Raw genomic sequence first — 25,831 nt, forward strand, 5'->3', positions numbered from 1 at the left:
AACATCAGACCATCGGGGCCTAGTCGCCCGGCTCCTCGGGAGCTAACGCCATCAAAGCGTCCAGGGTGTCCTGAATGCTCTCCAGCTCGGTCAGCATCTGGCTGACCTGCATATCCAGATCGTCCGCCAACTCGAATAGGGCGGCGGCCCGGCTGCGCGCGCCTTCGTTCACCACGGCCATCGCCAGCGTGTGCAACTTCAGCAACCGGCTGCGGAGTTCGGGGGGCCTCCCATCCTCGTCGTCGCCCAGGTCATCACGCAGGCGGTCCACCGCATCCACGGCGTCGAGCAGCCGCCGCGTCTCAAAGTTCTGATACAGGCGCAGGTATTCCTCTTCTGTCATCCAGACCAACATACGCCGCCCAGTGGGGGAGGGCGCGTCAGCCCCGCCCACCTGAAAACCCGTTTTGTCCTGCCGGGTGCGGCATGTCAAACTGGAGCATGGACGAACATCTATATAAATATCAAACCCTTTCCGAACTGGTGGCCGGGCTGCCGGAGAACGTCTCAGGGGCCAGCTATATCTCCACGTTCCGGGCGGCGGTGCGGGAAGGGGTCATCACAGCCGTACCCATTGGTGACAAGTTCCAGGTCGGTGCCCATACGTACCAGGACGACATGGTACGGGTCACGCCGGACTTCGAGGCGTGGCACAAGCGCACGCTGCAAGCCTTTGAACTTCGCAAGGCAAGGCGTGGTGTCGTGGCCCATGCCGATGACGTGCGGAGCGGTTCGGTGGACTTTGATGAAGTGGCCGCGAAGTACCGGCAGCAGCTCGTGGGCCGCGCCAATGTAAAGCGTCCCAAGCAAGCCAAGAAGAAGGGGAAACCCAAGCTCACACTGACGACGCCCGAAGACCAACTCACCGCCCAGCCCGCAGCAGTGGCGGACAGGGAATGAGCGGAGAACGGCCAGGCCGTCAGGCGTTTTCGGGCATCCGGCAGCAGCAGCACAGGCGGGGGGCATGGCAATTCTCAGATGACCTGGAAGGGCTGTGGTGTCGTGGGCATGGAGAGAGTGGGTTGGAGGAAGTGCACCGCAGTGCGCCGCGAGGCGGTGGGGCCGTCGGTCGAGTCGAAAGGCGGGCACTCGAAACGGCGACGGCCCAAGCGTCTCCTGCGGAGCCGTTTTGTTTCATCTTTGGGGCATTTGGGTTGGAAGGTGGTGTAAGGCAGGATAAGGACAAGGACAAGGTGCGGGTTTCTGGCGTCTCAGACGCACTTCAACTTGGACAAGGTGGCCGCCACCTGGACAAGGTGTTTTTTCCTCGGTTGGATGCCTGCACAACACTTGTCGAAGAGGGAACATGACACCGAAAAAAGACGGTACGGAGCTGCTGAGAGTCAGAATCAGCAGCGATGTTGCGGCCTTCCTGAAAGCGAAAGCCGATGTGGCGGGGATGCCCGTGACTGAGCTGGGAGGTGCGCTGCTGGAGTACGCGGCTCAGGCTGAGGCCAACGAGGAGGGCGAGGCGCTGGTCCTGCCCACCGTGCGACAGGTGGTGAGGCAGGAACTCAACCTGTTCCTTGAGCGCATCTTCGAGCTTCAGGTCAGGACGTACATGGAAGCGGGAACGGCCAGGCGGATGGTCCAGGCAGCGATGTACTACGAGACACCGCTGCCACTAGAGAAGATCAAGGCCATTGAGGAAAAGCAATGGGCGATGACGTGGGAAGCCAGCAGGAAGCACCTTGACGGACTGCTGGAACTGAAGCAGCTCATGGGGTACTCGGAAGGCGTGTTCATGGACAAGAACAGGCGTTTGGCAACTGGAGATCGGGAAGAACGAGAGGCCAATCACGGTGAGGTCTGATGAATGCCAAAGGTGATTGACGACGTGCTGGGGAGCCGCCTCGGACGTCGGGGTGGAAAGGTCAGTCTTTCTGGTCACAGGTCAGCCACTGCTCCCCGCAGTTCGCCTCTCAAAACGGTGGTGAAAGGCCGCTACCGGACCTTGAGCAGCAGGGGACCGAACCCGGCGAGAGGACGCGCCAGTGGCGTCATGCGGAACATTGACTACATGACGACAAGGCCAGACTTTTCCCATCAGAGAATCAGTCGGGACATGGTTCTCCCTGACCGCACGATTAACCTTCAGAGTGACCCTGAAAACCGCAAGTCTATCGAGGATGAACTGAAGAATGCAAAAGAGAAGTACATCTACCATCTTATCCTGAGCAGCGGCGACAAAGCCATGTCGCCCAGGGATGTTGAACTATGGGCAAAAGCTGTACTTCAGGCCCAGGGACTGCACAAGTATTACATGGTGATTCACGCCGGGGAGCAGGGGCATACCAGCAACCCGCATGCACACGTCATTGTGCGAACAGACACCCGACTCGGTAGGGAAGATTTTTTCAATATGCGTAAGACGGGCGATGTGGAGCAGCGGTTTGACCGGCGGCTCTTCAGGGTGCTTGAGGAGGATTGGAAGCAGAGGCCTGCCGAAAAATCAGCCTCATCTGGAGGGGGAGCCAGGGAGGTAGAGGCGGACGAGGAAGAGCGCGGGAAGCGCCGAGGCATGGACATTCAACTGGACTGACCGGGGCTGGAAGAAGGGAGACAGGATGCGTCTGCAAACCATGTATGTGGATATGAGGCCGACCATCGTGAAATGGCTTGGCATTCTGCTGTTTCTGGCATTCGTTGCGCTGTTCCTTGCCAGTATCAGACCTGACCTGCTGCGGGCAGCAGCGGAGGCGAAAGAGGCGTACCTCCAGTCCACCCGGAGCGGTCAGTTTGACCTCGGATATCTGGATCACTGTCTGCGCTCATCCGCGTGTGTCAAGAGTTTTGTTGTGTCGTGGAGTGTACCCCTCTATGTCAAGTCCTTTGTGCTTGGTGGCATCATTTTTAGCGCGTTCTGTGCTGCTTTCGGTCTACTGTGGCGGCCTGAGATCATTGCTATGCGTGACACTCGCATAAACGCTGCAAAAGTTGAGGATTCTCGCTTGAAATCGCCCACCGCGCCGAAAGGGCTGCTATGAGAGTCAACTATCCCAGATTCCTACTGCGTTTCTTTCTGGCAATGATGATCGTATGTCTCGCGCTCTATCTCTCGATGTTGGGATTCTGGCCCATGTCTCTTGCCGTGTTTGTCGCTGGTGCATGGTTTATTTTCAACTTTAAGGACACGGTTGCGGAACGGCGGTACGACGCTCACTTTGCAAACCCCAAAGAACTTGACAGTCTGACCCGTGACCCGCTGGCTGGCGACGGGGTGATGATTGGTTTTGCTTACAAGGACCTGCTGGCGGTACGCCCTGGCTCAGCCGGGAAAAAAGAGCTGGGTCATTTCCTGTGGGTCGGCCCGAACCGCTCAGGGAAGGGGCTGAGCATCACCTCGAATCTATTGCAGTGGGAAGGCTCAGCCATCGTTGTGGACGTGAAGGGAGAAATCTCTGAGGCTACAGCGGGGTACAGGCAGGACGTTCTGGGGCAGAAGGTGTTCATTCTCAATCCGAGCAGCCAAGAGAAAAGTCACCAGTATGACCCCTTCACGGAACTGGCAACCGACGAGCAGGTGTTCAGTGCGGCGACGGCCTTCATGAACCCGAACCAGGACGGCGAGAACGCGGTCTTCGCTCAGCGGGCTTCTGCCGCGCTGGCCGCGATCATCCGGGCCGCGAAGGTCAAAAACTGGCCGGTCATCCCGACCATTGACGCCCTGCTTTACCACCCCGACGGCATGAGGGGAGCTGCGCTGGCGCTACGGCAGTTGGACGACCGGATGATTAACAAGTGGCTGAATGCCTTCCTGTCGAAAGACCCTGACAAGATGGACTGGGAAGCCGCCGCCAGCGACCGATTCCTCAACAACTCATGGCAGCGACTGGTCACGGCGGCCCAGTATCTAACCACCGACGGTGTGATTCACATGACGGGGGGGAGTGACTTCAGGGCTGCTGATCTGATGGACGGACGGGTCACGGTGTACCTCGTGTTCCGTGAGTCCGAGCTTGACCTGACCCTGCCGCTGTTCAACCTCGTGGTGGACGCGATGGTGCGCGCCGTGCTGCGGAAGTACGACATGAACGTGCCCCACTACAGCACAAAGGGCACAAAGGTTCTCGGCGTCTTTGACGAGGCGTACCGGGCCACCCCCCATGCCCTGCCGGATTACAGCGCCACCGTTTCAGGACGCGGCATCTATCTGTGCATCTATGTCCAGAGCATCGCGCAGTTGACGGACAAGTGGGGCAAGGCCGGAAAGACAACCCTGCTCGATAACGTCCACACCAAGATTTTCCTGCCGTCGGTGGACCGCAACGAAGCGGACAGGGACAGCACGGCGAGCTTTGTCTCCAGCTCGTGCGGTCAGTACATGGTGGAAGATCGGGGCATTCACAAGCAGGAACACGGACACGAACTGTCCAGCAACGTGCGCCTGACGCAGCGCGAACTCATCACGGCCAGCGAGTTTGGGCAACTGCCGCCGACCCGCAGCGTGGTGATCACGAACGAGCTTCCGCCGATCCTGGCGCACCGGCTGGAGCCTTGGCGCTTCCGGGCCTTCGAGGAAGCCAGGCTGTACTCCCTCCCGGAACTTCCAGAGAAGGGCGAGGTGGTCAGGCAGAGCGTGGAACTGCCCGGTCTGCCCACGAAGGAGCTTCGGGACGAGAAAAAGCCGAAGGCTAAGGTCAGACCCAAAGTGAAGCCAGCCGTGAGTCTGGAGAACCAGGGTGAGCGAGGAGAGGAGCCGGAAGTTCTGGGATTCCGTTGAGGCCGAGCTTCCTGTGGAAGCCCGTGTCAAAGCAAGGTGTCAGGGAGGCTGCCGTAAGGCGCGACAGTGAATGAGTGTCGTTCTAGACGGCCTTCTTCCTTGGCGGCCTAAAATTTCTGGAGCTTGTCTTATCCCCTAGCTGGCCCCTGTGGGTGGTGGCTGCAACACTCTAGCCAAAAGCTTTGTACCAAAGTGCTAAATCAAGGTGAATCTTTTGTGCCTGTTTTACGAAGCTTTTCAGGCAAAAAAACATCTATCTCGTGATCGCTGAAAGTAAGCTCTTCATTAACTTTCAAGGCTCGCTGCGCCTGAGAATAAGCCTTACTGTTTGTAGCGGGTGTGCTGTCGTAGATAGCATTTAGCTCTGACTGAAGTTCATCTCTTCTCTTGCGTATAAGCTCCTCGTTAACATCGCCAGTGCGAATATCCGTAAGAAGAGAAAAATAACTTTCTCGGATACCCCATAACTTGCTGGCAGCATCCTTATGCTTCTGTCCCAATTCACCTAAGTTTACATCCTTACTGTAGGTGTTAATAGCTAATAATATTGTTGATGTAATGGCAGCCACAATAGCACCAGCATTACCTAAATTGCCAATTTTAGTTAATTCGGTAATAATGCCACCAGTTGTTATTGCGGATAGTATGATCTGCCAAAGCTTCAAAGTAGAAAGCTTAGAAAGAATGATATCTGCTGCTTTCTCATGCGTCTTATGGGAGTAGACGACCCTACCAAAGCACTCACGTATCTGTGCTTCTAAAGTTTCAGTCTTAATGTTGCTCATGGACTACTGTATTTACTGCCAAAGATTTCACGCCACTTTCCTCTGGCAGTATAAGACATATTATCGCTGTCATATTTTATGGCTTCTAAGCTGATGTTGTAACAACGCTTCGCCTTATACTGAAAACTTCCAATAGACCAGACGGGATCACCACTCCCAGGCGCAGACCAATAGGTCTGTGTATCATTCTGGTTGGATAGGTAGAGGAAAAAGTCCCTTACCATCCAATCATAATAGACATAAGATTTTTCCCGATGCTCCCATGTTTCGATAAACCTATACGCAAGAGTGTCTATCAGAAGGCTTTTTATGGGAACCTGCCACTCATGCTTCCACGCTCTCATCATTCTACACAATCGGCGCAGGTTGCCACCGTATAAGGCGTCTCTTGCTTTGATCGCTTGAATCTCTGGCTTGGGATCAGTCTTCTTCCAAGTCCCGCCCCCGTTAGAATCTGGATAGGTGTAACTGTCGTCCTTATTTATAAATGCAGGAAGAATTTCAAATTTTACCCCATCCGTGAATGGAACAACAACAACTTGCCCATCTCCACCTACCGAAGTGACAGAATAGGTATTTTGAATTGATGTTCTAATCGCCTGCAAAAGAGCAGACTGTCCGTTTCCGGCATATCCGTTGAATCTCTCGTAAACTGAATAGGGAAGCTGAAACAACACGTCGAGATCGCTGGCACCAATTGCGGTGTTGCGACCATATGAGCCAACATAGAAGCTATGGCTTGTTTCCGAATCTACGCCCCAGAAATCAAGGTTTAGACGCCTTGTTATTCTTCGATAGCGATAAGATATGTCGCTTTGATTTGGAACTATTAAGTTATCGCAGAAAATTCTGAAATTTTCTCCTACGCCCATTTCAACCCATCCTTTACTTTTACAAACTGAAAACGGTCATACATGGGGGTGCAAACGCTTCACAGCTAGACTTGCGTCAGGCTCTAGCTCTGACAGGAGTTTTATCAGCCGGTCAATCGAAAAGCACCATCCATCCGTACTCGCCCTCGGCTTGAGGCCCGCAGTGAATCATAACGGGTGAGAGTCTAGGCGCTCGGCCTAGGGGGGATAGGACAAGCTCCAGAAATTTTAGGCCGCCAAGGAAGAAGGCCGTCTAGAACGACACTCATTCACTGTCGCGCCTTACGGCAGCCTCCCTGACACCCCCAAGCACGGTCTGACTGATACTTATGTTAATATCCATATATGGGCAGAATCAAAGTGGTGGTGCTGACGGCACTGCTTCTTACTGGCGCGGGCAGGGTGCAGGCTCAACGACAGGGCACCGTGCAGCAGGGCGCGCAGAGGACCTTTACGGTCAGTGACCTCACGAACGACAAGCTGGGGCGCATTGTGGCGAGCAGCAATTTCCAGGTGTCCATCACCCTGCCCGGTGAAATCCAGAACGTCGGGGTGAACGCCAGCAAGCAGTCTGCTCTTGTCCCCACGGTGGACAAGAGCGACGGGCGCGTGATCTACCTCGATGTGCTGAAGCCGGGCGGTTTTGCCACCCTGAATATCCGACTGGTCAACGAGGGGGGGGAACCACTCATCCTGAAGATGACCGTCGAGCTTTCTGACGCAACCAGTGGTGTCCTGACCTACACCATCACGCAGGGGAGCCAGGCGCGGAGCGCACCTATGCCCTTAGCAGCGGGGCCAGCACCAACCGCCCCAACGCGGCCTGCAAGTGCCACTACGCGACCCACGATGACCCCGGCAGCATCACCACAGCCAGCCAGGCCAGGGGCGGCCACCACAGCCTCTCCGCGGCCCGCGACGACCACCCCCCGCCCCAGCCTCCCGACCAGCACTCCGGCGCGGGCTGCGGCAGTCCCCACCCAGCTCGTGCCGCTCCCGGCCACCCCGCCGCAGAACACGCGGCTCGTGCCCGCAGCTCAGCCCGGTACTCCGGCGCGGCCTGTGACCACGACCCGCGCCGTGCAGGGCACCACCTCCACGAACGTACAGGACGGCCTCCGCATGGATGTTGCCCTCGCACCCGGTCAGACCGGGACCACTCGCACCTTGACCTACCGGGTGCGGGACGCGGCCAGCACGGACAATATCGCCTACATTCTGATGCCCACAGCGACCGTGCGTGGCGGCGGGCGGAGCGTGGCAAGCAGCGTGACCATCACGCCGAACGTTCCTCAGCCGGTCACAAGCAGCGGCGTCCAGGGCACCATCAAGCTGGACGTGACGAAGCTCTCCAGGGACGAAACCACGGTGCTGCTGTTCGAGGTGCGCCCGGTGGATACCAAGTTGCAGAGGCCACTGAACACCAAGTACGTCGGTGTGGTGGTGAAACTGTGAAGAAGGCCCTCCTTCTGGGAGGTGTCCTAACCATTGCAGCGGTTGCCTCGGCTCAAGATGTACCGGACTACAGCCAGCGAAACAACATCTATTCCTCAACCCGACTGACGCCGGTTCCCCATGCCCGGTTTATGAACGCCTCTGCGTTTAAGGCATACAAGAAGTGCGTGGCGCAGCAGGGGGGGCAGACCTGTAAGAATTACGAGTTCAGCGCGCCCTACAGTCTTGACTCCGAAACCCTCAAGGTGGCGACCAAGCTCCGCGCCGCATGGCAGCGCCTTGAAGATCGTTTCTTCTGGCGGGCCATGACCCGCTTGAACAACCCGGCAATGGTGCTGACCCACTGTTATGTGGACTGGAGCAGCGGCCAGGACAAGACCCAGCCCGCTCACTTCACTCTGAACGTGGACAGGAGCATGTCCCCGAAGGAGCTTGCCGGGAAGATTGCTGAGCAGCAGCCCGACGACAGAATGTGGCTGGACAGCTACGGCGTCATTCCCCAGGTTCCGAACAAGGACTACTGCGAAGGGCTGAACATGGACTGGACACCCATGTATCTGCCCGGCACGTGTGTCTACCTTGCCGGAGCGAAGCTGTTTTGCATCGAGGGCGACAAGCCGAGCCTCAACCCGCTGGCGCCGAAGCCCATCGGGTTCAGGGAGGACCTCGCGGTCGAACGGGTGAGGAAGGCCATCAAGGAGGCCCACAGCACCTATCTGAAGGAGTACGCCCAGGACGTGAGTAGGGCGCTGCTTCCCAATGGCAAGTTCAGCCCGCTCCCGTGGACAGGCATCAATACGGCCATCATCGCGCCGACCATGACCCTCAAGCCTGATCTGACCTTCCTTAAGGACAAGGCGCAGGAGGCTGGAAACAGCCTTGGCGGGGTGTTCAGAGGAACAGCCTATCCGTACTACCTTCAGGGCCTCAGTGGCCCGTCCCTGGCCCTCAGAGCGCACCTTCTTCCCAAGACGAACGACGTGCTGGGGCTTCCGAATCCCCCCGGCGTCTGGAAGCTGGAGGAGTTCAAGCGGCGCTTCCCCCTGAACAATCCGGCAATGTACGAGCGGTTCGGCTATACCTCTCTGTTCCAAGTATGGAATGAGGTCAAGCCGCGTCTGCTTCCTGAACCGGCGTCGGCCAAGCCACTCCGCCAGATGATCTACATGGCAGCCGGGGGCAACGTCTACCTTCCCAACTTGGTGCCGGTTCCCGTCCCCGCCCCCATGTTGCTCCTGGAGTTTGCCGCTGGCCTGCCCTATACCGGGCCGCAGAGCCGCTTTACCTGGGTCAGCGTGGGCGAGGGGTACGAAGTCCCCCGCGTGAACGGCGTCCCTGCTGGATACGGAGCCATCACGAAATGAAGCGGGTTCTTGTCGTCTCAGTCGCAGCCGCCGCCTTCGTGAGCGCCGCAGCACAGACCCAGCCGCCCAAAATGGAACGGACCAGCGACACAGGTGCCGTGCTGGCCCTGATGAAAGGCCAGGTGGATATGTACGGCGATCAGTTTGGAAGTGTGCAGTTCCAGCGGGGCATTCTGAGCCTCTTGCAGAGCAGGGCGATCACAGTCAGGGTTCTGACCAGTCCGGCCAGCGCCCCGAACATGAAGCCCCTCAAGGCGCTGGGGGCCAAGGTGAATACCCTGCCCAGCCGGTTTACCGGGAGCATGGTGATTGTGCAGGGCAAGGCCGTCATCCTTCCGCTCAAGCAGGGCGGTTTTGCCGTGATGCGGGGGCCTGCGGAGATCGGCCAGATGCAGGGCCTGATGGAGCAGTATTGGCGCGTCTCCAGGCCGTACTGATCGCCTCTCCTCCGGCGCGGCTCGAACAGAGACTTTGTGGCCGCACTGGGATTCTCTTATAGTTTCTATATCTGATTAGAATATCTGGAAACTTGGAGATTGGGAGAGATGCCAAAAATCCTGCAACCTGAAGACGAGAACTTAGAACGACTTATAGTTGACGCGAGTGAACACAAAGCCATTCTTTACGATGAGGCCGTGCGTAGGTATGGCGCTGATGTTGTTGCTGCTGCACTAAATAAAAGGTATTTTTTACTCTGCCCTACTCCTCAAGGTAACGCTCTCTGTCTTGCCCATAAGGGGAGAAAAAGAGTCGGACTAAGAGGAGGCTATCACCCTTCCGGTGGAGCCGTCTCTAACGCTCTCGCTCTGCGACACGTTATTCTGGACCTCAAGGAAAAGGGATACGAAGTCGAGATGATTGACAGAAAATCGGCAATCAGAGCCAGGAAGGGGAACGAGGATTTCATAGCTATAGCTCGCTATACGGGTTACGACTATGCTGCTATCAGAAGGGTATTTGAGAGCCTTGTGGCGAGTGGAGAAGCGCCCCAGCTTAGAGTGTATGTCGGCGCGGACAAGATTGGAAAGCTGGATGACGAAGTGTGGCCCAAGACCAGCGGGAGACTGAGCATCACGTCGGAGAATCTGAAACTGCTTGAGGTTCCTGAATATCCAAGAAGATGAGGGGGCGGGATTACCCGCCCCCTCATCTGGTTGCTTACTTCTGTTTTGCTTGCCAACTCTGAACTCTACTCACGACCGGAAGCGCGAATGCCGTGAGCGCCAGCACCAGGGCGACAAACATAACCGCCGTGAACAGCAGAGGTACGGCAAGAAAACCGCGCATCTGGGGCCAGAAGTAAAAGAAGGCTCCCGCCGTCGAGAGCGCGGTCACTGTACCCGTGGTCGCAGGCTTCCCCTTCAGCCAGAAGTGCCGGAGGGCAAACGCTCCTGCGCCAAGCGACAGGAGCAGCCAGGCCACAGCGACCAGGTGCTGGAGGAGGAATGGCCTCACCGGCCTTCACTCCCCATCCCCACAATGACGATCATGGGTGTGCCGCCGTTCACCGTGGCAACGCGGCTGATGGTTTGCGTGTTCTCAGGCATTCTGAAGGTGGAGCCAAGCCCACCGACCAGTGTTTGGGCGAGTGTGGCCGCCGACGGCCCGGAGAGCGTCAGGTTGTCCCCAATGTTGATGCTCGTGCCCTGACCTCCCTTTGCGGCGGCGACAGCGAGGTTCTGGACATAAGTATTCAAAGCGTTCGCACTGTTTTGGGCCGCGTCGAGCGCGAGCGTGGGTGCCGTGGGCTTAATATCGGCATGTAGCCCTTGAGTCAGCCCATTGGTTTCTCTGGCGTAAGCCAGGGCGTCCACCGTATAAATCTTGCCGTCAGCAGCGACATAGCGCCGGAAGGTCATATCCACACGGGCCAGCGTGGCGTTGATGGTGCCAAGCCCGACGAAGGAACCGCCATCGGCGGTGACGGCCACGACAGGGACTGAAGCGCCGTTGAGAGCCGAAATCGCCATCAAGAGCGTTGCCGGAACCTGTTGCAGCGGTGTGAAGGGGCCAGTTGCGCCGATCTGCGAGGCCGGGTTGCCAGCGTCACTCCCGAAGGGCGTTTCAGCCGGGAGGCCACCAGCGCCGGAGGCCGTGGTGGCTGCCGTCTTGGGTGCGCGCTCGTAGACCATGCCACTCGTGAACTGAGGTTCCGGCACAGCAGACGTGCCCGGCTCAGTCCCAGAGACATTCCCGAAGGCCGCAGAGCCAGGCACGCTGTCCCCAGCCGAGGAAGAGGCATCAACAGGGGGGGGCATGACGGGCAGGCCCCCGAACATCTCCCCAGCGCCCGACCCCGGACTGCCCGCCGTCCCGGTGGCCGCAGGAGGGAGAGTCGCAGCCGCACCGCCAGGCGCAGGAGCCGCCGCAGCCGCCGCAGCGTTCGAGGCCGCGGCGGTCTGACGTGGGGGTGCTGAGGGCCGCGAGGCGCTGCGGCTCTCTGAAGTCGTCGAGGAGACAGGCACAGTCTGACGTGCAGGAGCAACAGGCTTGGGCACGATCAGCGACCCGCCGAAGTTATCCGCAGACTCAGGTGCCGGAGGAGTCCGCACAGGTTCGGGGTTGACCGCCACGGGTTCAGGTGCAGGGGGCATGTATGCCGGTGCGGGCGGCACGTCCTGACGCTCGGAAGGGACGGAGGCAGGCGTCGGGGGTTCACTGGCCGGCGTGAACAGCGTGGGCGAGGAGGGGGCCGGAGTCTGCACCGGACGCGCCGGAGGTGGTGGAGGGTTGTCCTCTTGCGCCAGCGGCTTGAAGGTGGCCTCCGAACCCTGGGGCGCACGCCCGGCAGTTCCCGCTGAGGTCGCGGCACCCGCTGCCCCCTCCTCCTGTTGATTCACAGGCTTGCTCGGTTTGGCCTGCACAGTCTTCTGTCCAGCGTTCTGCTTGTGGAACTCTTGCAGTTCCCGCCTGGCCTGCTCCAGGGCTTTCTGGGAAGCTGCCGCGTCTGCTGCCGCGCTCGCGTCCTGCGCGCCGCCCATCCCTGTCTTTTCCGGCGTGCTGGTCCTGGTCTGGGAAGCGGCGAGCGCGGACGTTCCGGGCAGGCGGGGCATCGCGTAGATCGCTGTCAGGACACCGCCGATCACCAGCAGCGTCGTGATGCCGTACCAGGGCGCTTTGCTCTTGTCCATGACCCAGCGGCCATCTGCCGTCTGTTTCATAAAGAGTAGGCGGCGGGTAGCGCGTCGCCGTTCGCGGCGACGCGCCGCCGCGGGCGAAGGCAGGGCTACACCCCGCTGGAGGCGCCTGGACTCGCGCACCAGCTCCTGAGCCAGCGCCGGTTGCCTGGCGTTCAGTTGTGCCAGAAAGCGGGGAAACTCCCGGCTCCCCGGCTCAGGGATGGTGTCGAAGCCCGCCTCCTGGACACGAGGTTCCAGGCGTCTCCTGACCTCCTGCCAAGAGGCCGCGAGTGAGGCGGCCTGCTGCTCAGCAGAGACAGCCGCTTCCGGCACGCCTAAATCGCGTGCCACGGCGTCTCCAGCGCCCTTCGGCGGGTTTTTGTCCATATGAGGACTCTACCAAAAGTTTGGATACTTATGTTAATATCAGTCCACCGGAAATGGGCCATAACTGAATCCGGCACCTACTTTTCTGGGAGGGCAGAATGACCGAGGCGCTGAGGTTGAAGAAGGCTGCATTCATGCTGTACGCGCTGTCCTGGATGGGCAGCGCACTTGCTCAGGCCACAGGAGGGACGGCGAACACACCGGAAGGCATCTTCACAAAGCTGGGTTGTGCCCTCGTCCGGGTCCTGAGCGGCCCTGGCCTCGTCGCAGTGGCGGTCATCATCCTGGTGCTGATCTTCGGCTGGAACAAGCTTGCAGGCGATGTGGGGGCCTTTCAGAGCTTCAAGAGCGGCATTCTGGGGGCAGTCATCATCCTCGCGGGCGGGGCCGTCGTGGCGTCCGTGTTTGGGGGCGCGTGTGGTATCGGAGCATAAGCAGCTTCTGCCCCGAAAGGGAGAGCTTTGAGTCGAGACACGACCCACCAGGAGCGGAACCCGCTGCGCCATCCTTGCTACATGACCAGCGGGCGCGTCGGGTTCATCTCCTATCTGGACATGAGCGACCTGATTGTGATTGGCAGCGTGCTTTACCTTTCCATCCTCCTTGCTGCCAAGTTCTTTGTCAGTCCGGCCCCCAAATTGCTGTTCACTCTAATGGCTGTTGTTCTTGCTTGGGCGATCAACTTCGGTGTCAAGAAGCGGCTGCTCCCCTACCCCGGCGTCATGGAGCATTTCATCAACTGGTGGTTTGGCGGAGTTGACCAGTACGCCCCCGATGTGGATGAGAAGCCAATCCCTCTCGTTGTGACCCGTGAGATGCAGGTTGGGGAGGCAGTCACAAAAGCTGCGACCACCGTAAAGATCAAGAAGCCGCGAGCGGTCAGGAGAAGGCGTGTTCAAGCGCAGGAAGCAGGAACAGTCCAAGGCTAGGGGAGGCACCAGCACTTACAGCAAGGTGCTTCCCTACTGGGATATCCACGAAAACATCATGGTGTTGCGCGACGGGCGGCTTGTGTACGGGGTGTACTTTGAGCCGCCCTCGCACATTCACTACACCGACGACGACCTGTTACGGCGGCAAAGCACCCTCAAGAGCGTCTTTGACCTTGCTGTTCCTGATAACGAGACGTTCAGGACGTACACCAGCTTGCGGGGCGCTCTGGAGGAGGAAATCGAGGACACCCGGCGTTATGCCGAGGTGTGCCCGGACCCCGTACTCAAGGAGTTGACGCTGACGCGGGCGCAAATGCTGGAGGCCAAGATTCTCAGCGGCGAGGTGAGCCACTGGAAGTTCTTTGCCACGGTTACGGTCACGCCGCCCAGCGATCTCCGGTTTTCAATAGACGAGCCGCCCAGTCCAGAGGAGTTGCAGCGGGCCGTCGAGACGGCCCAGGGCTACCAGGTGGCGCTCGTGGCGCAGATGACCGCCGCAGGATTCGCCGCCCAGCCTATGACGCGCCAGTACGTGTTTGCCGAGTGCTTCTACTGGTTGAATCCCGGCTGGCCGGTGTCACCGGAGTTCATTCCCCAGGCCGAGCGCGAGGTGCGGAGCTTGCGCCGAGGCCGTGCAGACCACCTCACGCTGCTGCGTCAGTTGAGCTGCACCGTGGTTGACAACCTCCCGACCTCTGGCCCCATCGTCGGAGACAGGTATGTGGAGGTCATCAGCCTAGGACGGCTGCCGGAGTACACCGAGACGGGGTATCTCAAGCAGGTCACGGAGGGCCTGCACGGCACGTATTACGTGATCGTTGAGGCAACCCGCGAGAACGATTACGACGTGTCCAACGAGCTTGAGAAGAAGAAAACGGATCTCTTCACGCGCGTGCGGGCACCCGGCGTCATTCCCAACGGGCGGGCAAAGAATCTGCTGGAGGACGTGGAGGCCGCCCAGGGACTGGAAGGCGTCGAGAGCCGGTTCGAGGCGGGCGTGAGCGTGGTCCTCGTTGCCCAGAGCCAGCAGGAGCTGGAGCGCATGAAGCGCCGGGCCAGGGCCAACCTGACGCGCCTGCGGGCAGGCGCTCCGATCAGCTACGGCTTTCAGTCCATTGCCCAATACTTCGCCCTTGCCCCCTTCACGGCCAACCAGTCTCACTTCCTGTTTCAGCCGTACACCTCGAACGTCATAGACCTCTTCCCGCCCATCTCGCCGTGGAAGGGGTTTGACGAGGGGGCCATCACTTTCCAGAGCCGTGACAAGTCGCTCATACGCTTTGACCTGTTCACGCCGCAGACCCGCACCGCACACTTTGCCATCTTTGCGCCGACGGGTTCGGGGAAGACCGTGCTGGCCCTGAGTCTCTTCAACGCGCACCTGACCAAGTACCCTGATTCTGTTCTTGTTGTGTCGGACGCGAAGAAGGATTTCCAATACTTCTTCAGGTCCCTCAAGGACCACGCCATCATCGAGTTCGGCTATAACTCTCAGAACCGATTCAACATCTTCGATTTAGAGGAGGGCGCTGTAGAGCCGGACGGCACCAAGCTGTCAGCCCTCATCCAGTTTATTCGGCTCTTCGTGGAAAGACCCGCCGATGCGCGAGAGAAGGACTACGAGGACGTTGCTATCAGTGAGGCGATTCTGGCGACGTATAGGCAGTTCAAGGAAGAGGAGAGAAAGCCGCAGCTTGGCGACGTGCAAAAGATGTTGAGCGCGATTGAAGCCTACGCGGATACAGGGCGCAATATGGAGCTGGAAGTCATCGGGGCGGCCCGCAGTGTCGCTATTCGTCTCCGTAAGGGCCTGGGCGCGAGTCCACTCGCGCCTATCGTGGATTGCCAGTCCAACGTAAAACTTACAGCCCGGCGTATCTATCTGAGTGTCTACGGCATCCCAGAGGGTGATGACCTCATGAAGCGCGTTGCTCACCATATCGCCAAGGGCATTCAGTGGAAGGTGGCGAAAGAATACCCCCGCCGTGTCAAGAAGTTCATCTTCATGGACGAGTTTGAGAACATGATTCAGACGGAAGAGGAGGTCGCTGACGTTAAGAGAATGTTGCGGGTCTTCCGCAGCTTTGGCGTCAGCTTCGGTATCGGCACGCAGGACCCGGCAGCTTCAGACTACTTCGGGGCGCTGAAGGACAGCTTTGCACACCTCTTTGTCGGTGGCTTCTCGGAGAGTGTGGCTCGTGGAAGTGCAGAGCGGCGGGGGGTCGTGGAAATCCTCAGCCTGCCGAAGGTCATGGAAGAGAAGCTGCCAACGCTGGGCAACTTGCAGGACAAGTATTCGGAGTTCGCCTTGCTGACTCTGGCCGCGAATGGCTCTGGCGGGCGCGTGGGCGACATTATCCAAGTGCAGGAGAGCAAGCTGGCTCTCTGGCTTTTCAACAGCAGCAACGCCGAGGTGGAGAAGAAGGACCGCTACGTCGAGCAGGCGGGAGGCGACGTTCTGCGGGGTGTCAAGAGCCTTGTGGACGATCTGTACGGGAGTTATGTATGAGGCGGAGGGTGCTAGGTGTTGTTCTCCTGATGGCCTACGCCGGACAGGCACAGGCAGCATCCTGGGAAGACCTGGGGAACTTGCTGAATAGGGCATGTAGCTTTAATGGGGCCGCTGGCGTTCCCGTCGAGACACGCGACAACTTGCGTTGGGTGTGCCAACTCCGCGCGATGCACGGCTTCGTGACCGACAACATCTTGAATGGTGACTGGCAGGGGTTCGCCAAAGATGTGATTGGGAAGTATGCCAGCGAGTATCTGAACCAGTTGGGCGAGTTCATGGGTGTGGGGGCGCTCAACAACTACACGGAAGCACTGAACGAAGCTCTCCGGCAGGATTACAGCACTTTCCGCAGGTTCATGTACGGCTCGGTGAACGACATTATGAAGAACCGCCGTGACGTGAATGCGGGCTTTGCCAAGGACACGGCTGGGGGGATTGCACAGACGGCGATCAACACCAATCCCAACCTGGCCTTGAGCAACCGCACCGCACGCCTTCAGGACGCGATTGAAGCCGCCCAGAACCTGGACAACGTGTACAAGGCGAAAAAGGCCCAGGACGAGGCGAACAAGGCGCTGGAGGCCAACATCGCCCCTGCCCTCGCCACCGCCACGGATATTGTCGGCGTTCCCGGCCAGGAAGGAAAGGCAGACAAGTTCGCCCGTGACGCGGCCACCGCGATCAGTGAGCGTGAGGTGTCCGAAGTGCAGGTGCGTCTGGGGACCGAGCAGATGAAGCAGTCCACGACCTTCTCGGTGGCGATCCTCAACCAGCTTGGGGAACTGGTGCAGCAACAGGTAATGACCAACAACCAACTGATGCTGGAGCGCAGGCAGCGCGAGGAGGACATGCTGACGGCGGAGGAGGAACTCAACCGTGAGATTGAAGGGGTGGCCCAGGAAAACATGGACGCCGCCGTGCAGGCCGGGAAAAGCATCATGAGTACCTACGCCAACGCTGGAGAGGTCTTCGGGGGTGGCGGCGAGACCGTTGATTTCAAGGGGGTTGTTCCGTGAGCCGTAAAGGGGCCCTGATCCTGCCACTCGTGCTGCTGCTGCTCGCCTCCGCCGCTCTTGCCGCGAATGTCGAGGCCGATATCGACGCGACCCACCAGGCCGTCGAGAACTACGTGAAGAGGGCAGTGGGCACTTACGAGTCCTTCCAGCAGTTCACCTTGGGCAACCCGGCGCAGAAGCTCTATGAAGTGGCAAACCGGGCGAAGGACGCCGGACTTCCCAAAGTCATGATGAGCCTGGCAACGGTGATTGCCCTTTCCGGGTTCTTTGTGCGGGGATGGAGCATCCTTGCGGGCGGTGACGGTGTGAGCAAGCGTGGTGTCATTGTCCAGACGGCTGCCGTTGCCGCCCTGCTTTCTGTCTCTTTCAACAATTCCGCGAACCTGAGTGTCAGCTATACAGCGATGCAAAGCTGGAGCAATGCGATCACCTGGTCTAACTCCAAAATGTCCAGTGCGATAGATGCCAAGCTGAAGGAATCCAGCAATATTCTCGTGGGTGTGCTGGGGAAAGTGGCCGTCACGGCAACGACCTTTGCCGCCCCTGAACTGCGGGCTATCGGTGCAGGCACGGCGAAGGGCGCGGCTGGGGCGGCGGTCAAAAGCACCGGCCAGAAGGCCATGAAAACGATGGGGAGTATCGGTGCAAGGCTCAACTTCTCGTTGTTATTCATGCAGGGCTTAATGATCGCCTACGCCAGCATCGTTTTTATCTCGGGCATCACTGTTCTGGCTGGTATCTACCTGTTTCCTATCGCGGTTGCATTTACCATGTGGGGACAGACGAAGATTGTCTGGACACTGATCGGTAGTTTTATTGCCGCCTGGTCTATTGCCCTGTTCCTTCCGCTTGTGACCTATCTATCTGTTGATAAGGTCTTTGTGGAACCCGCCCGCATGGCCGCCCAGTATGAGCAGCAGATCGGCGTTGTCGCCAAGACCAGCGGCCTGCAATCTGCCCTCGTGGGCGAGCGGTTCGATGCGGAGGTGGACCGGCTGACGCGGGACTGCAAGGCGAGGCAGGAGGAGGACCCTACCGTGTCCTGCCTGTCGGATTCTGGCAGCGGCCTCATCAAGAGCGTGTGGAAGCAGATCAATGCCTCGCTGGATAGCGCCCTCACCCTGTTCAAGTCCACCATCGGAAGCCTGCTTGACATGATCGTTTCGCTGGCAATTCAGGTGTTTTGGGGCATTGCCTACTACGTGTTCGCCATCGGCGCGATGTTTGCTGTGGCCGGATTCTTGACCAACGCCCTGGGGGGTGCGGCGAACAACCTGGGAGATGCGATCAAAGGGCGCAGCGTGATGAGGCGATGAAGCGGATACTTCTAACGGCTGTAGCTATGTCCGGGTTCGCGGGCGGGGCGGCTTACGAGGACATGCTGTTTGCTCTTGAGCGGGCACAGAGCCGAGTTCTGATCTATGCCCCCAGTATTTACGATGTGGACCTGGGAGATGCTCTGCGAAGGGCGCGGCTTGACACCATTCGCAGCGTGAACGTCAGGGTCCTCTCTGTGGCGTACTACAACTACCAACCCAAGAGCATCATGCTTTCCCTGGCGCTCGCCGGAGTGCCGGTCTACGAGACACAGGTGGCCTCTACCTCTGGAGTCATCATTGTGGATAACCAGGGGTGGAAGGGGGAATACCTGGGGCGTTTCAAGAGTACGCAGCTTACGCCCATGACTGCCCTGGAGATCAATAAGACCCTCACCTGGTTTAAAAGCAGTTTTGGCAAGGCGAACGTCCTGACACAGACTGAAGCTTTTGAACGGCTCAGGAAGGTGACACCATGACCAGTAAACCCCTGAATGTTCCTCCGCTTGCCGCACTGAAGGACGAGATGGAACCCAGGACCCGCCGCAGCTTCTTCCCGTCGAGCATCTACACCGTGTTCCTCATCCTGCTGAACCTCGCTGCCTTCAGCGTGGCCGTAGTGGATGCCAAGGGCCTCGTCCTGGTGGTGCTGTCCTTGATGTACACGGTACATATGCGTGTGCAGTTGACCCAGCGAGAGGAGCAGCGGCGCACGAATGAACTGCTGGAGGAGCTTCTGGACGGCAGCGGCCCCCTTCCCCGTGGTTGAGGTCCCCAGGTGAGCAACGACGTTCAAGCCCGGATTCAGGCCGATTACGAGCGTCTTCTGAAAATCCTGCCCACGGACATTCGGAAGGTGCTCGCGCCGATCATCGCCTCTGCGGAAGAACTGAAGATGCGCTTCGGACGACCTCTGAAGATCAAGCATCACGGGAAATGGCACACGTACCCCGAAGTCCAGATCACCCAGGACCACCTGACCGACTTCAAAAGCCGCTTCGGGCATGTGCGGGATGACAACCGCGCCGGGATAGACGGGACCGGGCACCGCATCAGCCGGGTGCCCAGCGCCGACGGGAAAGGCACGGACGGGTATACCGTCCGTGTCGCCCGGTTCTACAGCGGTCTTGCCGAGGTACTGAGGCCCGTGCTGCACGAGAATCCCAGCATTCTGATCTGTGGTCTGGCCGGGAAAGGCAAAAGCACGCTCCTGCGCGATGTGGCGCGGATTATCGCCGAGAAGTACGACGCCAACGTAACAGTCGTGGACACCTCGAATGAGGTGGCCGGTGACGGACGGATTCCGCACCCCGGCATTGGAGAGGCCGACCGCTATTTCGTTCCCGTGAAGGCGGAACAGCACCAGGTCATTCTGGAAGCCATCGCCAACAACAGCGCCCACATTGTCGTGATCGATGAGGTGCAGACCAAGCTGGAGGCCGACACCATCTTTGACCTGAACGCCAAAGCGCAGTTCGTGGCAACCACGCACGGCGACGACATGCCGGAGATCATCCAGAATAAGCCCCTTGAGGCGCTGTTCTGGCCCGAGCCGATTTTCAGATGGGCGCTGCTTATCCGGGAGATGGGCCTCTATGATCTGTACGACCTGCCGGAAGCCGTGCGCGACGTGCGCGAGGGCCGGAGGCCGACACCCAGGCAGATGTTCCACGCCCTGGCGGGCCAGCAGACGGACGAGGAAGGCCAGGGCGAAGCTCCCAGCAAGGCGGTGTAACCCATGCGATTCCCCAAGGCGGCGATCCTCCTGACCATGCTGGCCCTGAGCGCGTGCAGTGGCAGTGACGAGCCAAACGATACGAACATCAGGAAGGCCGTCGAAGCGCGCATGGGCGGCCCGAAGCTGATCTGCCGCCCCGAGTACGTGAAGCTGAACGAGCAGGCGGCTTACCCGGTGGACGAGCGCACCGCCCAGGACATGGCCGACCTGAGCCGGTTGGGGCTGATCGAGGTACAGGGCGACGACCAGGTGTTCGTACTCAAGGCGACCTCGAAAGCACAGCCCTACGTGAAAGACGGCCAACTGTGCCTCGCGCAGTTCAGGTACGGCAAGCTCAAGAGCGTGGCAGACAGGAAGGTGACGAGCAGCGGCCTGAACACTCTTGTTGCTCACATCACGCCGATTATCGAACCCGCTCCGATGGTTCCGGCCCACTGGCCTGACGGCATCCAGACGATCAAAGGCATCCGGGGCATGACCGCCGACATGGTGCAAACGAATGAGGGCTGGAAGGCGACGAGTGAAAGCCTCTACTGACCAGCAAGATCAACATGGGGGGGGTGAGGGAATGGCCGTGGTCTGGTTCGTCGTAGGTGCGCTTGCAGCGGTGGCGAAGGGGGCAATGGTGGTGATGGGCGTGGCCGAGCGGAACACCAGGGAGCTTTACCGCCATCGGTACGAGTTCGATGACGATGACTGTTAATGCCCCTCTCCCAGATGACGGTTCACTGTTGGGTGAGCCGCTTCCCTCTGATCCTTCTGTTTTTTTACTTTTTTGCATGTTTACTTTTAAGGGGAGCGCCGTTGGCGCGGCCTTCCATGCGAATGCTGCTCCGCAGCACCGGGCCGCTAGAGACACCCGCCTTCCTCACGTCAGGCGGGACGCGGCCCTTTCGCATTCCAGTCCCCTTCCTCCGCTGGAAGGCGGGTGGTGCAGGGCGTGGCGTGGGAAGGGGCAACCGATCCATTTGTCGCCCGGAACAGCGCCGGGCGATGCTCCGCAAGGCACGTCCGGCCAGAGGCCGGGACTGAAGCGCGGAACAGATGCGCCGAAGGAACGAGGAGCGGCCAGAGGCCGCGCTGTGCCGGTCCCCGGCGTTCCTGACGGGACGGCGGGAGGGCCGCGCCCGCCCTGCGGCCTAGAGGCGGCTCGTCGGCCTAGCCGAGCGCGGCCAGAAGAAAGAAGAAGAGTCCTCGCCGGACGGGCAGCAGCCGGGGAAAAATGTGTCTGGGAAAGCGCCAACACATTTTTCCCCGGCCTGCGGCCTGAAGGGTCAGGGGCGCTTGAACGCCGTCAAGGGCAACCCCCCGCGAGGGGGGGGCGGGCGGTGCCCGCACCCTTGACAGCAGCTTCAGCGGGGCAAGGGGTGTGAGAGAGCGGCGGCGCAGGTGGGCGGCCCAGGACGCCGCCAGGGGCGGCACACCGGACGGCGAGGCCCCCCGGTGTGGGCGTGTGGGCCTGAGAGAGCCAGCAGCGAGCAGGCCAGGGGCAGGAGGGCGGGGCTTGCCCCGCCCGGCACAACCTTCCAAGAGGACCGCGAGCAACACCGGGGAGGAAGGCGCTTTTTATTGTTCTAGTAAGGGAAAACCCTTGATTTTGTACTGCTAAAGTAGTACACTGTCCTTACCCCGGACAGAGGGGAAAGGAGCCAGAATGAACTACTTCCAGAACATCACCACCGCCAACCAGCTCAAAGCCGCTTACCGCCGCCTGTGCAAGCAGTACCACCCTGACAAGGGCGGCAGCACGGAGCAGATGCAGGCCCTCAATAACGAGTACGAAGCCCTCATGGCTCGCTTCCTGAGCGGCAAGAGTGACGACCAGTACGGCGAGGGCAAGTTCTACCGCACCCGTCAGGAGGAAGCCGAAGTCGAGGCGAAGGTGCGGGAGGCGGTGGAAAAAATCGCCCACCTTGACGGGCTGGACATTGAAATCATCGGGGCGTGGGTGTGGGTGAGCGGCGACACCAAGCCCCACAAGGACGCCCTCAAGGAAGCGGGCTACTGGTGGATGCACAAGCGGCAGATGTGGGCGTTCAAGGGCAAGGCCAGCCAGGGGCGGGGCCAGACCAGCATGGAGGAGATGCGCGAGAAGTACGGCAGCGAGAAGGTCCACAGTCGCAGTCGAACCCTCACCGCCTGAGCGGAGGACGGCCCCGCAGGAGGCCACTTGAAGCTCGCCAGAACTGCCAAAGCAGGGCCAGGGCCGCGCCGAGATGCGCGGCCTTAATTGTTGTCCTGGCGTGGGGAAATCCTTGACTTTGTACTACTTTAGCAGTACAATTTCATTACCCCAGACAGAGGGAGAAAGGAGCAAGAAATGCAGAACGGCAGCAGCAACCCCCGCAACATCACCCGGACCTGGAAGGTTGATCTGTACGGCGGTTGGGGTGACGGCCCCAGCGCCACGGTGTATCTGGGGAGCCATACCGTGACCCTGAATGCCGACGCCGACGGCAAGCTCAGCGCCGAGATAGACGGTGAACCGCAGGCCAGCATTGACCGCGCCGTGAGCTACCTGAATTGGGCGAAGGCGGACGGACGCCTGGAACTGCTGGAGGAAGTCCGCGCGCCCGATCCGGAGCCGCTGACCCTGGCCGCCCCGGTGATCGGCAAGGCCCGCGCTGCGAAACTTCACAAGATCATGGGCCTGGTCGGCCTGCCCAGCGCCCAGCATTACGCCCTCGCCGCCGCTGCCCTGGGGGAATGGGTGCCGGTTCCCAGCCTGGCCGATCTGACCGAACGCGAAGCCAGAACGGTATGGGCGCATCTTTGCAACCTGTACCCCAGCGCCCGTGCGATAGTCGAGAGCCTGAACGCCCGCAGCGCCCACGCTGCCTGACCCCGGAGTGGCCCCGCCCGCAGCGGGGCCACCCTTCCCCGGAGGGCCGACCATGACCACCGCTGCCCGCAGTCCTGAAACGGAGGCCGCCGCCGAACGAATGCGCGAGCGCCGACGCCATCTGGCCCGTAATCTCCGGCAGGCCCGAATGTTGGCTCAGCAGCTCCCCCCCAATCCTAAAGGCATGGACTTCTTGCGCCGATTCCGCCGCGTGACTGTAGAACAGGGGTATCTCTACCCCAACCTGACCGCGCCGCCGACTGTCAGAAGCACGCTGACCGTGCCCGCGAGTCTTACGAGTGCCTGCGCGCCGCCGTTAGCCCGAACGACGAGCAGGCCGCCGCGATGCTCGCAGCAGCCAAAGCAGCCGCCGATGTGTACGCGGCCCTTGCACAGACGGCCAGGTATTGACCCCTGAGAACGCAAAGACCCCCGGCACGAGGCCGGGGGTTGCCATTGGGCGAACTGGGAACGCGGCGGGAGCGCACGAGAGCTTCAGATCAAGGGAGGAAGATCAGTTTGATGATCTCCACCAAGAGCTTGACAGCCAGCAGGACAGCCGAAGCTGCGCCCGCCCAAGCTGCCACACGTTTCGGCGTCAGCGGTTGCCGACGTTTCCGTTTCGTGGTACGCTTCTTGTGCATACGCGGAGATTCACCACCTTTCAGTGGCCCCAGTGTTCCAAGCACTGGGGTTTCCTCTTACTGAGGATGTTCTCTCCGCTTCCCACTTGTCATGCAGCCCGCCCGCAGGCAACCAGAGTCTAGCGCACTGTTTCCGTCTTTGCCTGAGAAGGACTGAGGGAGCAGGACAGGAATTGACTTTACAAGCGCCCCCGCTCATTTCATACTGCACGGGATATGGCTTACAAGAAACTCAGCGAGCAGCTTCAGGAGTTGGGGAATCCACAGCGCAGTGATGCCTTCGTTCGCCAGTTCCGTGAAGCGGTGCGGGAAGGCAAGATTGACGCGACGTACCTGCCTGAACGGTTCACGCTGCCCAAGGAGTTCAAGCGCCGGGGCGCGGAAGGCAGCTACCAGCGGGACTCACGGGAGATGCTGTTTGAAGTGACGCCCGACTTTGAACAGTGGTTCGAGCAGACAAACAATGATCTGGCCGCCACCCCAACGCGCAGGAGCGGCACGCCCAAGCCCACCGCCGAGAACATCGAGGCGGGCGTGGTGGATTTCAAGGCGCTGGCGGAAGAGACGCGCCGCAAGATGCAGGCCAGCTACGAGAAGGGCCAGGCCCTCGGCAGGAGCCGCAGCCAGGGCCGGGCGAAGAAGGGCACCGGCACCCGGAAGACCGCCCGCCGCAAGTAGCCCTCTCCCCTCCCCTCCCGCAGCGCCCCACGTGGGCGCTTCTCCTCTCGCTCCCAGTATTTTTACATGCTTACATTTTTTCTTTTTAGCATGGTAAAATGCAGTATGGCGACAGTCATCAGCGTCGGCAACATGAAGGGTGGCGTCGGCAAGACGACCACAGCGGTTCACCTCGCGCAGCAGCTCGGGCGCAAGGGGAAAACCCTGCTGGTGGACGCGGACGAAGAGTTGCAGTGTGCCGTGTACTGGCGGGGCGGCGAGTTCGAGGGGTGGACCTTTGACGCCATTCCCTTCCGCGAGTTCGCGCCGGAGAAGGCTGCCGGGTACGAGTACGTGGTCCTTGACACCAAAGGCAACGAGCAGGGCAATGACCTGGTGAGCCTGGCACGCGGGAGCGATCTGCTGGTCATTCCGACCAAGCCGGACGGTCTGAGCGCGACCGGCCTGATCCGCACCCTCACCCCCCTTGTTGATGCTGGCGTGACCAACTACCGGGTGCTGATCGTGGCGAACGTCGGTGGCCGTGGTGAGGAGTTGCGGGACGCCCTGGCGGAGCAGGAGGTGCCGGTGATGACGACCCTCGTGCGGCAGAGTACCGCTGTCGGTGACGCCGCCGAGCGGCGGCTTCCGCTGGAGGCGTACACCACCAACCGCTATGCCAAGCTCGTTGCCCTGGATTACGGCAGCGTGGCCCGCGAGGTGCTGAACGATGTCCGCTGATAAGAAGCCGGGGCGCTTCAGCACGCTGGAGGCCATCCGCAAGCCGCAGACCACCCCTGAGCTGGAGACTGACCCTACGCCTGCCCTGAAGGCCAGGACGACCGACGACGACAAGCCGGAGCCGTTCAGCAGCCACCTAAAGCCCGGCACCAAGCGCAGGCTCAAGCAGGCCGCCGCGAGGGAGGGCCGCAAGCAGTTCGAGGCGCTGGAGCAGGCCATCGTCGAGTACCTGAACAAATACCATCCCGACATTCGGGAGTGAGCCGCAGGGGGCCGCAGCGCCCCTTCCCTTGGCGGCAGAAACATTTTTACTTTTAAACATTCAAACATGTAGAAGGGAAGAGGGCTGATGTACGAGAACGAACACGAAGCCATGTACCGGGAGGCCCGGAAGCTCGTTCGGCGTGGTATCTCCATCATCCCGACGGGCGGCGGCATCAGCCCGAAGGCCAAGGAACCCCACCATGAAGCACTCAAGGCGACAGGTCACTGGTACATCAACAGGGAAGGGGAGAGGCGCAGCACCTGGAAGGTGATGCAGGCCCGTCTGCCCACCGAGGACGAGCTGAGGGCGTGGTACTTGGAACACCGCGCCAGGGGCATCGGGTTTGTCACCGGCAGCCTGTCCGGCTGGGTGGTGGTGGACGTGGACCCCGAAGGGCTACCGCTGCTTGCAGAGTTGGGCTGGAAGCCACACGTCATCTCCCCCAGTGGCGGGGTCCACCTCT

29 protein-coding genes are annotated in these 25,831 nt (G+C 60.1%); 24 read left to right on the plus strand and 5 right to left on the minus strand.

Annotated elements, in window-relative coordinates:
• Positions 1-19: 19 nt before the first annotated feature.
• Positions 20-343 carry a transposase gene (locus tag DEIPH_RS15020; protein WP_235183261.1) on the minus strand — a complete coding sequence of 108 codons (324 nt, stop codon included), beginning with the start codon at positions 341-343 and terminating at the stop codon, positions 20-22.
• Positions 344-441: 98 nt separating this feature from the next.
• Between DEIPH_RS15020 and DEIPH_RS15025 the strand changes: the two genes are divergently transcribed.
• The 5 genes from DEIPH_RS15025 to DEIPH_RS15040 all read left to right on the plus strand — a co-directional run bounded on the left by DEIPH_RS15025 (position 442) and on the right by DEIPH_RS15040 (position 4,723).
• On the plus strand, positions 442-900 hold the full coding sequence (locus DEIPH_RS15025) for a hypothetical protein (protein ID WP_034359667.1): 459 nt from the start codon (positions 442-444) through the stop codon (positions 898-900).
• Between the two features lie 406 nt (positions 901-1,306).
• Entirely contained in the window at positions 1,307-1,813 is a 507-nt protein-coding gene (locus DEIPH_RS15030) for a hypothetical protein (RefSeq protein WP_034359669.1), read from the plus strand.
• 189 nt (positions 1,814-2,002) lie between these two features.
• Positions 2,003-2,542, plus strand: a complete 540-nt coding sequence (locus DEIPH_RS15035; protein ID WP_034359671.1) for a hypothetical protein — start codon at positions 2,003-2,005, stop codon at positions 2,540-2,542.
• Between the two features lie 25 nt (positions 2,543-2,567).
• On the plus strand, positions 2,568-2,987 hold the full coding sequence (locus DEIPH_RS19955) for a hypothetical protein (RefSeq protein WP_152544975.1): 420 nt from the start codon (positions 2,568-2,570) through the stop codon (positions 2,985-2,987).
• Positions 2,988-3,079: 92 nt separating this feature from the next.
• Positions 3,080-4,723 carry a type IV secretory system conjugative DNA transfer family protein gene (locus DEIPH_RS15040; protein WP_034359672.1) on the plus strand — a complete coding sequence of 548 codons (1,644 nt, stop codon included), beginning with the start codon at positions 3,080-3,082 and terminating at the stop codon, positions 4,721-4,723.
• A 200-nt stretch (positions 4,724-4,923) separates the two neighbouring features.
• Here the strand turns inward: DEIPH_RS15040 and DEIPH_RS19370 are convergent, their stop codons facing one another.
• Both DEIPH_RS19370 and DEIPH_RS19375 read right to left on the minus strand, forming a co-directional pair.
• The gene (locus tag DEIPH_RS19370; RefSeq protein ID WP_081790942.1) at positions 4,924-5,508 is read right to left on the minus strand and encodes an SLATT domain-containing protein; all 585 of its coding nucleotides are present in this window, start codon (positions 5,506-5,508) and stop codon (positions 4,924-4,926) included.
• Positions 5,505-6,380 carry an SMODS domain-containing nucleotidyltransferase gene (locus DEIPH_RS19375; protein WP_081790943.1) on the minus strand — a complete coding sequence of 292 codons (876 nt, stop codon included), beginning with the start codon at positions 6,378-6,380 and terminating at the stop codon, positions 5,505-5,507. Before DEIPH_RS19375 ends, DEIPH_RS19370 begins: the two co-directional genes overlap by 4 nt.
• A 345-nt stretch (positions 6,381-6,725) precedes the next feature.
• Here DEIPH_RS19375 and DEIPH_RS19960 point away from each other — a divergent pair, with 345 nt between their 5' ends.
• From DEIPH_RS19960 to DEIPH_RS19965, 4 genes are all read left to right on the plus strand, one after another.
• A complete protein-coding gene (locus DEIPH_RS19960) occupies positions 6,726-7,835 on the plus strand; it encodes a hypothetical protein (protein WP_152544976.1) in 1,110 nt (369 codons plus the stop codon).
• A complete protein-coding gene (locus DEIPH_RS15050) occupies positions 7,832-9,199 on the plus strand; it encodes a hypothetical protein (protein WP_152544977.1) in 1,368 nt (455 codons plus the stop codon). Before DEIPH_RS19960 ends, DEIPH_RS15050 begins: the two co-directional genes overlap by 4 nt.
• Positions 9,196-9,636, plus strand: a complete 441-nt coding sequence (locus DEIPH_RS15055; RefSeq protein WP_034359680.1) for a hypothetical protein — start codon at positions 9,196-9,198, stop codon at positions 9,634-9,636. Before DEIPH_RS15050 ends, DEIPH_RS15055 begins: the two co-directional genes overlap by 4 nt.
• A gap of 108 nt (positions 9,637-9,744) precedes the next feature.
• Entirely contained in the window at positions 9,745-10,323 is a 579-nt protein-coding gene (locus DEIPH_RS19965) for a hypothetical protein (RefSeq protein WP_152544978.1), read from the plus strand.
• Positions 10,324-10,357: 34 nt separating this feature from the next.
• Here DEIPH_RS19965 and DEIPH_RS15060 read toward each other — a convergent pair whose 3' ends face one another.
• Positions 10,358-10,654 carry a hypothetical protein gene (locus DEIPH_RS15060; RefSeq protein ID WP_034359683.1) on the minus strand — a complete coding sequence of 99 codons (297 nt, stop codon included), beginning with the start codon at positions 10,652-10,654 and terminating at the stop codon, positions 10,358-10,360.
• Positions 10,651-11,331 (minus strand): hypothetical protein, encoded by a 681-nt coding sequence (locus DEIPH_RS15065; RefSeq protein ID WP_034359685.1) that lies wholly within the window; start codon positions 11,329-11,331, stop codon positions 10,651-10,653. The genes DEIPH_RS15060 and DEIPH_RS15065 overlap by 4 nt, the downstream gene beginning before the upstream one ends.
• Positions 11,332-12,803: 1,472 nt before the next feature.
• Between DEIPH_RS15065 and DEIPH_RS15070 the strand changes: the two genes are divergently transcribed.
• From DEIPH_RS15070 to DEIPH_RS15140, 15 genes are all read left to right on the plus strand, one after another.
• The gene (locus DEIPH_RS15070) at positions 12,804-13,139 is read left to right on the plus strand and encodes a hypothetical protein (protein ID WP_034359687.1); all 336 of its coding nucleotides are present in this window, start codon (positions 12,804-12,806) and stop codon (positions 13,137-13,139) included.
• 81 nt (positions 13,140-13,220) lie between these two features.
• Positions 13,221-13,634 (plus strand): hypothetical protein, encoded by a 414-nt coding sequence (locus tag DEIPH_RS15075; protein ID WP_034359688.1) that lies wholly within the window; start codon positions 13,221-13,223, stop codon positions 13,632-13,634.
• Positions 13,597-16,146: a VirB4 family type IV secretion system protein gene (locus DEIPH_RS15080; protein ID WP_034359690.1), complete on the plus strand. Its 2,550-nt coding sequence runs from the start codon at positions 13,597-13,599 to the stop codon at positions 16,144-16,146. The genes DEIPH_RS15075 and DEIPH_RS15080 overlap by 38 nt, the downstream gene beginning before the upstream one ends.
• A 182-nt stretch (positions 16,147-16,328) precedes the next feature.
• Positions 16,329-17,165, plus strand: coding sequence for a hypothetical protein (locus tag DEIPH_RS15085; protein WP_152544979.1), 837 nt, complete (start codon positions 16,329-16,331; stop codon positions 17,163-17,165).
• Complete coding sequence (locus DEIPH_RS15090) at positions 17,162-18,481, plus strand: hypothetical protein (protein WP_034359695.1); 1,320 nt, start codon at positions 17,162-17,164, stop codon at positions 18,479-18,481. The genes DEIPH_RS15085 and DEIPH_RS15090 overlap by 4 nt, the downstream gene beginning before the upstream one ends.
• A gap of 62 nt (positions 18,482-18,543) precedes the next feature.
• Positions 18,544-18,960 (plus strand): phospholipase D-like domain-containing protein, encoded by a 417-nt coding sequence (locus DEIPH_RS15095; protein WP_152544980.1) that lies wholly within the window; start codon positions 18,544-18,546, stop codon positions 18,958-18,960.
• Positions 18,957-19,250, plus strand: a complete 294-nt coding sequence (locus DEIPH_RS15100) for a hypothetical protein (protein WP_034359699.1) — start codon at positions 18,957-18,959, stop codon at positions 19,248-19,250. The genes DEIPH_RS15095 and DEIPH_RS15100 overlap by 4 nt, the downstream gene beginning before the upstream one ends.
• A 9-nt stretch (positions 19,251-19,259) precedes the next feature.
• On the plus strand, positions 19,260-20,216 hold the full coding sequence (locus DEIPH_RS15105) for a protein kinase family protein (RefSeq protein ID WP_034359701.1): 957 nt from the start codon (positions 19,260-19,262) through the stop codon (positions 20,214-20,216).
• A 3-nt stretch (positions 20,217-20,219) separates the two neighbouring features.
• Positions 20,220-20,756 (plus strand): hypothetical protein, encoded by a 537-nt coding sequence (locus tag DEIPH_RS15110; RefSeq protein WP_034359703.1) that lies wholly within the window; start codon positions 20,220-20,222, stop codon positions 20,754-20,756.
• Between the two features lie 1,117 nt (positions 20,757-21,873).
• A complete protein-coding gene (locus tag DEIPH_RS15115) occupies positions 21,874-22,362 on the plus strand; it encodes a J domain-containing protein (RefSeq protein ID WP_034359705.1) in 489 nt (162 codons plus the stop codon).
• 177 nt (positions 22,363-22,539) lie between these two features.
• Complete coding sequence (locus DEIPH_RS15120; RefSeq protein ID WP_051517426.1) at positions 22,540-23,061, plus strand: hypothetical protein; 522 nt, start codon at positions 22,540-22,542, stop codon at positions 23,059-23,061.
• Positions 23,062-23,921: 860 nt separating this feature from the next.
• On the plus strand, positions 23,922-24,383 hold the full coding sequence (locus tag DEIPH_RS15125) for a hypothetical protein (RefSeq protein ID WP_034359712.1): 462 nt from the start codon (positions 23,922-23,924) through the stop codon (positions 24,381-24,383).
• Between the two features lie 105 nt (positions 24,384-24,488).
• Positions 24,489-25,103: a ParA family protein gene (locus DEIPH_RS15130; protein WP_051517427.1), complete on the plus strand. Its 615-nt coding sequence runs from the start codon at positions 24,489-24,491 to the stop codon at positions 25,101-25,103.
• Positions 25,093-25,365, plus strand: a complete 273-nt coding sequence (locus DEIPH_RS15135) for a hypothetical protein (RefSeq protein ID WP_034359714.1) — start codon at positions 25,093-25,095, stop codon at positions 25,363-25,365. The genes DEIPH_RS15130 and DEIPH_RS15135 overlap by 11 nt, the downstream gene beginning before the upstream one ends.
• Before the next feature lie 87 nt (positions 25,366-25,452).
• Positions 25,453-25,831, plus strand: a 379-nt coding sequence (locus DEIPH_RS15140) for a bifunctional DNA primase/polymerase (protein WP_034359716.1), incomplete at its 3' end; no start/stop codon positions are given.

The organism is Deinococcus phoenicis (assembly GCF_000599865.1).
Lineage (GTDB): Bacteria > Deinococcota > Deinococci > Deinococcales > Deinococcaceae > Deinococcus > Deinococcus phoenicis.

What these genes read in the sequence shown, in the direction of transcription:
- DEIPH_RS15040 (WP_034359672.1), top strand. Translation starts at nt 3,080, where the DNA reads ATGTCTCTTGCCGTGTTTGTCGCTGGTGCATGGTTTATTTTCAACTTT.
- DEIPH_RS15120 (WP_051517426.1), top strand. Translation starts at nt 22,540, where the DNA reads ATGCAGAACGGCAGCAGCAACCCCCGCAACATCACCCGGACCTGGAAG.
- DEIPH_RS15075 (WP_034359688.1), top strand. Translation starts at nt 13,221, where the DNA reads ATGACCAGCGGGCGCGTCGGGTTCATCTCCTATCTGGACATGAGCGAC.
- DEIPH_RS15055 (WP_034359680.1), top strand. Translation starts at nt 9,196, where the DNA reads ATGAAGCGGGTTCTTGTCGTCTCAGTCGCAGCCGCCGCCTTCGTGAGC.
- DEIPH_RS15115 (WP_034359705.1), top strand. Translation starts at nt 21,874, where the DNA reads ATGAACTACTTCCAGAACATCACCACCGCCAACCAGCTCAAAGCCGCT.
- DEIPH_RS19375 (WP_081790943.1), bottom strand. Translation starts at nt 6,380, where the DNA reads ATGGGCGTAGGAGAAAATTTCAGAATTTTCTGCGATAACTTAATAGTT.
- DEIPH_RS15095 (WP_152544980.1), top strand. Translation starts at nt 18,544, where the DNA reads ATGCTGTTTGCTCTTGAGCGGGCACAGAGCCGAGTTCTGATCTATGCC.
- DEIPH_RS19965 (WP_152544978.1), top strand. Translation starts at nt 9,745, where the DNA reads ATGCCAAAAATCCTGCAACCTGAAGACGAGAACTTAGAACGACTTATA.
- DEIPH_RS19955 (WP_152544975.1), top strand. Translation starts at nt 2,568, where the DNA reads ATGCGTCTGCAAACCATGTATGTGGATATGAGGCCGACCATCGTGAAA.
- DEIPH_RS15130 (WP_051517427.1), top strand. Translation starts at nt 24,489, where the DNA reads ATGGCGACAGTCATCAGCGTCGGCAACATGAAGGGTGGCGTCGGCAAG.
- DEIPH_RS15070 (WP_034359687.1), top strand. Translation starts at nt 12,804, where the DNA reads ATGACCGAGGCGCTGAGGTTGAAGAAGGCTGCATTCATGCTGTACGCG.
- DEIPH_RS19960 (WP_152544976.1), top strand. Translation starts at nt 6,726, where the DNA reads ATGGGCAGAATCAAAGTGGTGGTGCTGACGGCACTGCTTCTTACTGGC.
- DEIPH_RS15110 (WP_034359703.1), top strand. Translation starts at nt 20,220, where the DNA reads ATGCGATTCCCCAAGGCGGCGATCCTCCTGACCATGCTGGCCCTGAGC.
- DEIPH_RS15030 (WP_034359669.1), top strand. Translation starts at nt 1,307, where the DNA reads ATGACACCGAAAAAAGACGGTACGGAGCTGCTGAGAGTCAGAATCAGC.
- DEIPH_RS15135 (WP_034359714.1), top strand. Translation starts at nt 25,093, where the DNA reads ATGTCCGCTGATAAGAAGCCGGGGCGCTTCAGCACGCTGGAGGCCATC.
- DEIPH_RS15020 (WP_235183261.1), bottom strand. Translation starts at nt 343, where the DNA reads ATGACAGAAGAGGAATACCTGCGCCTGTATCAGAACTTTGAGACGCGG.
- DEIPH_RS15125 (WP_034359712.1), top strand. Translation starts at nt 23,922, where the DNA reads ATGGCTTACAAGAAACTCAGCGAGCAGCTTCAGGAGTTGGGGAATCCA.
- DEIPH_RS15100 (WP_034359699.1), top strand. Translation starts at nt 18,957, where the DNA reads ATGACCAGTAAACCCCTGAATGTTCCTCCGCTTGCCGCACTGAAGGAC.
- DEIPH_RS15025 (WP_034359667.1), top strand. Translation starts at nt 442, where the DNA reads ATGGACGAACATCTATATAAATATCAAACCCTTTCCGAACTGGTGGCC.
- DEIPH_RS15035 (WP_034359671.1), top strand. Translation starts at nt 2,003, where the DNA reads ATGCGGAACATTGACTACATGACGACAAGGCCAGACTTTTCCCATCAG.
- DEIPH_RS15065 (WP_034359685.1), bottom strand. Translation starts at nt 11,331, where the DNA reads ATGGTCTACGAGCGCGCACCCAAGACGGCAGCCACCACGGCCTCCGGC.
- DEIPH_RS19370 (WP_081790942.1), bottom strand. Translation starts at nt 5,508, where the DNA reads ATGAGCAACATTAAGACTGAAACTTTAGAAGCACAGATACGTGAGTGC.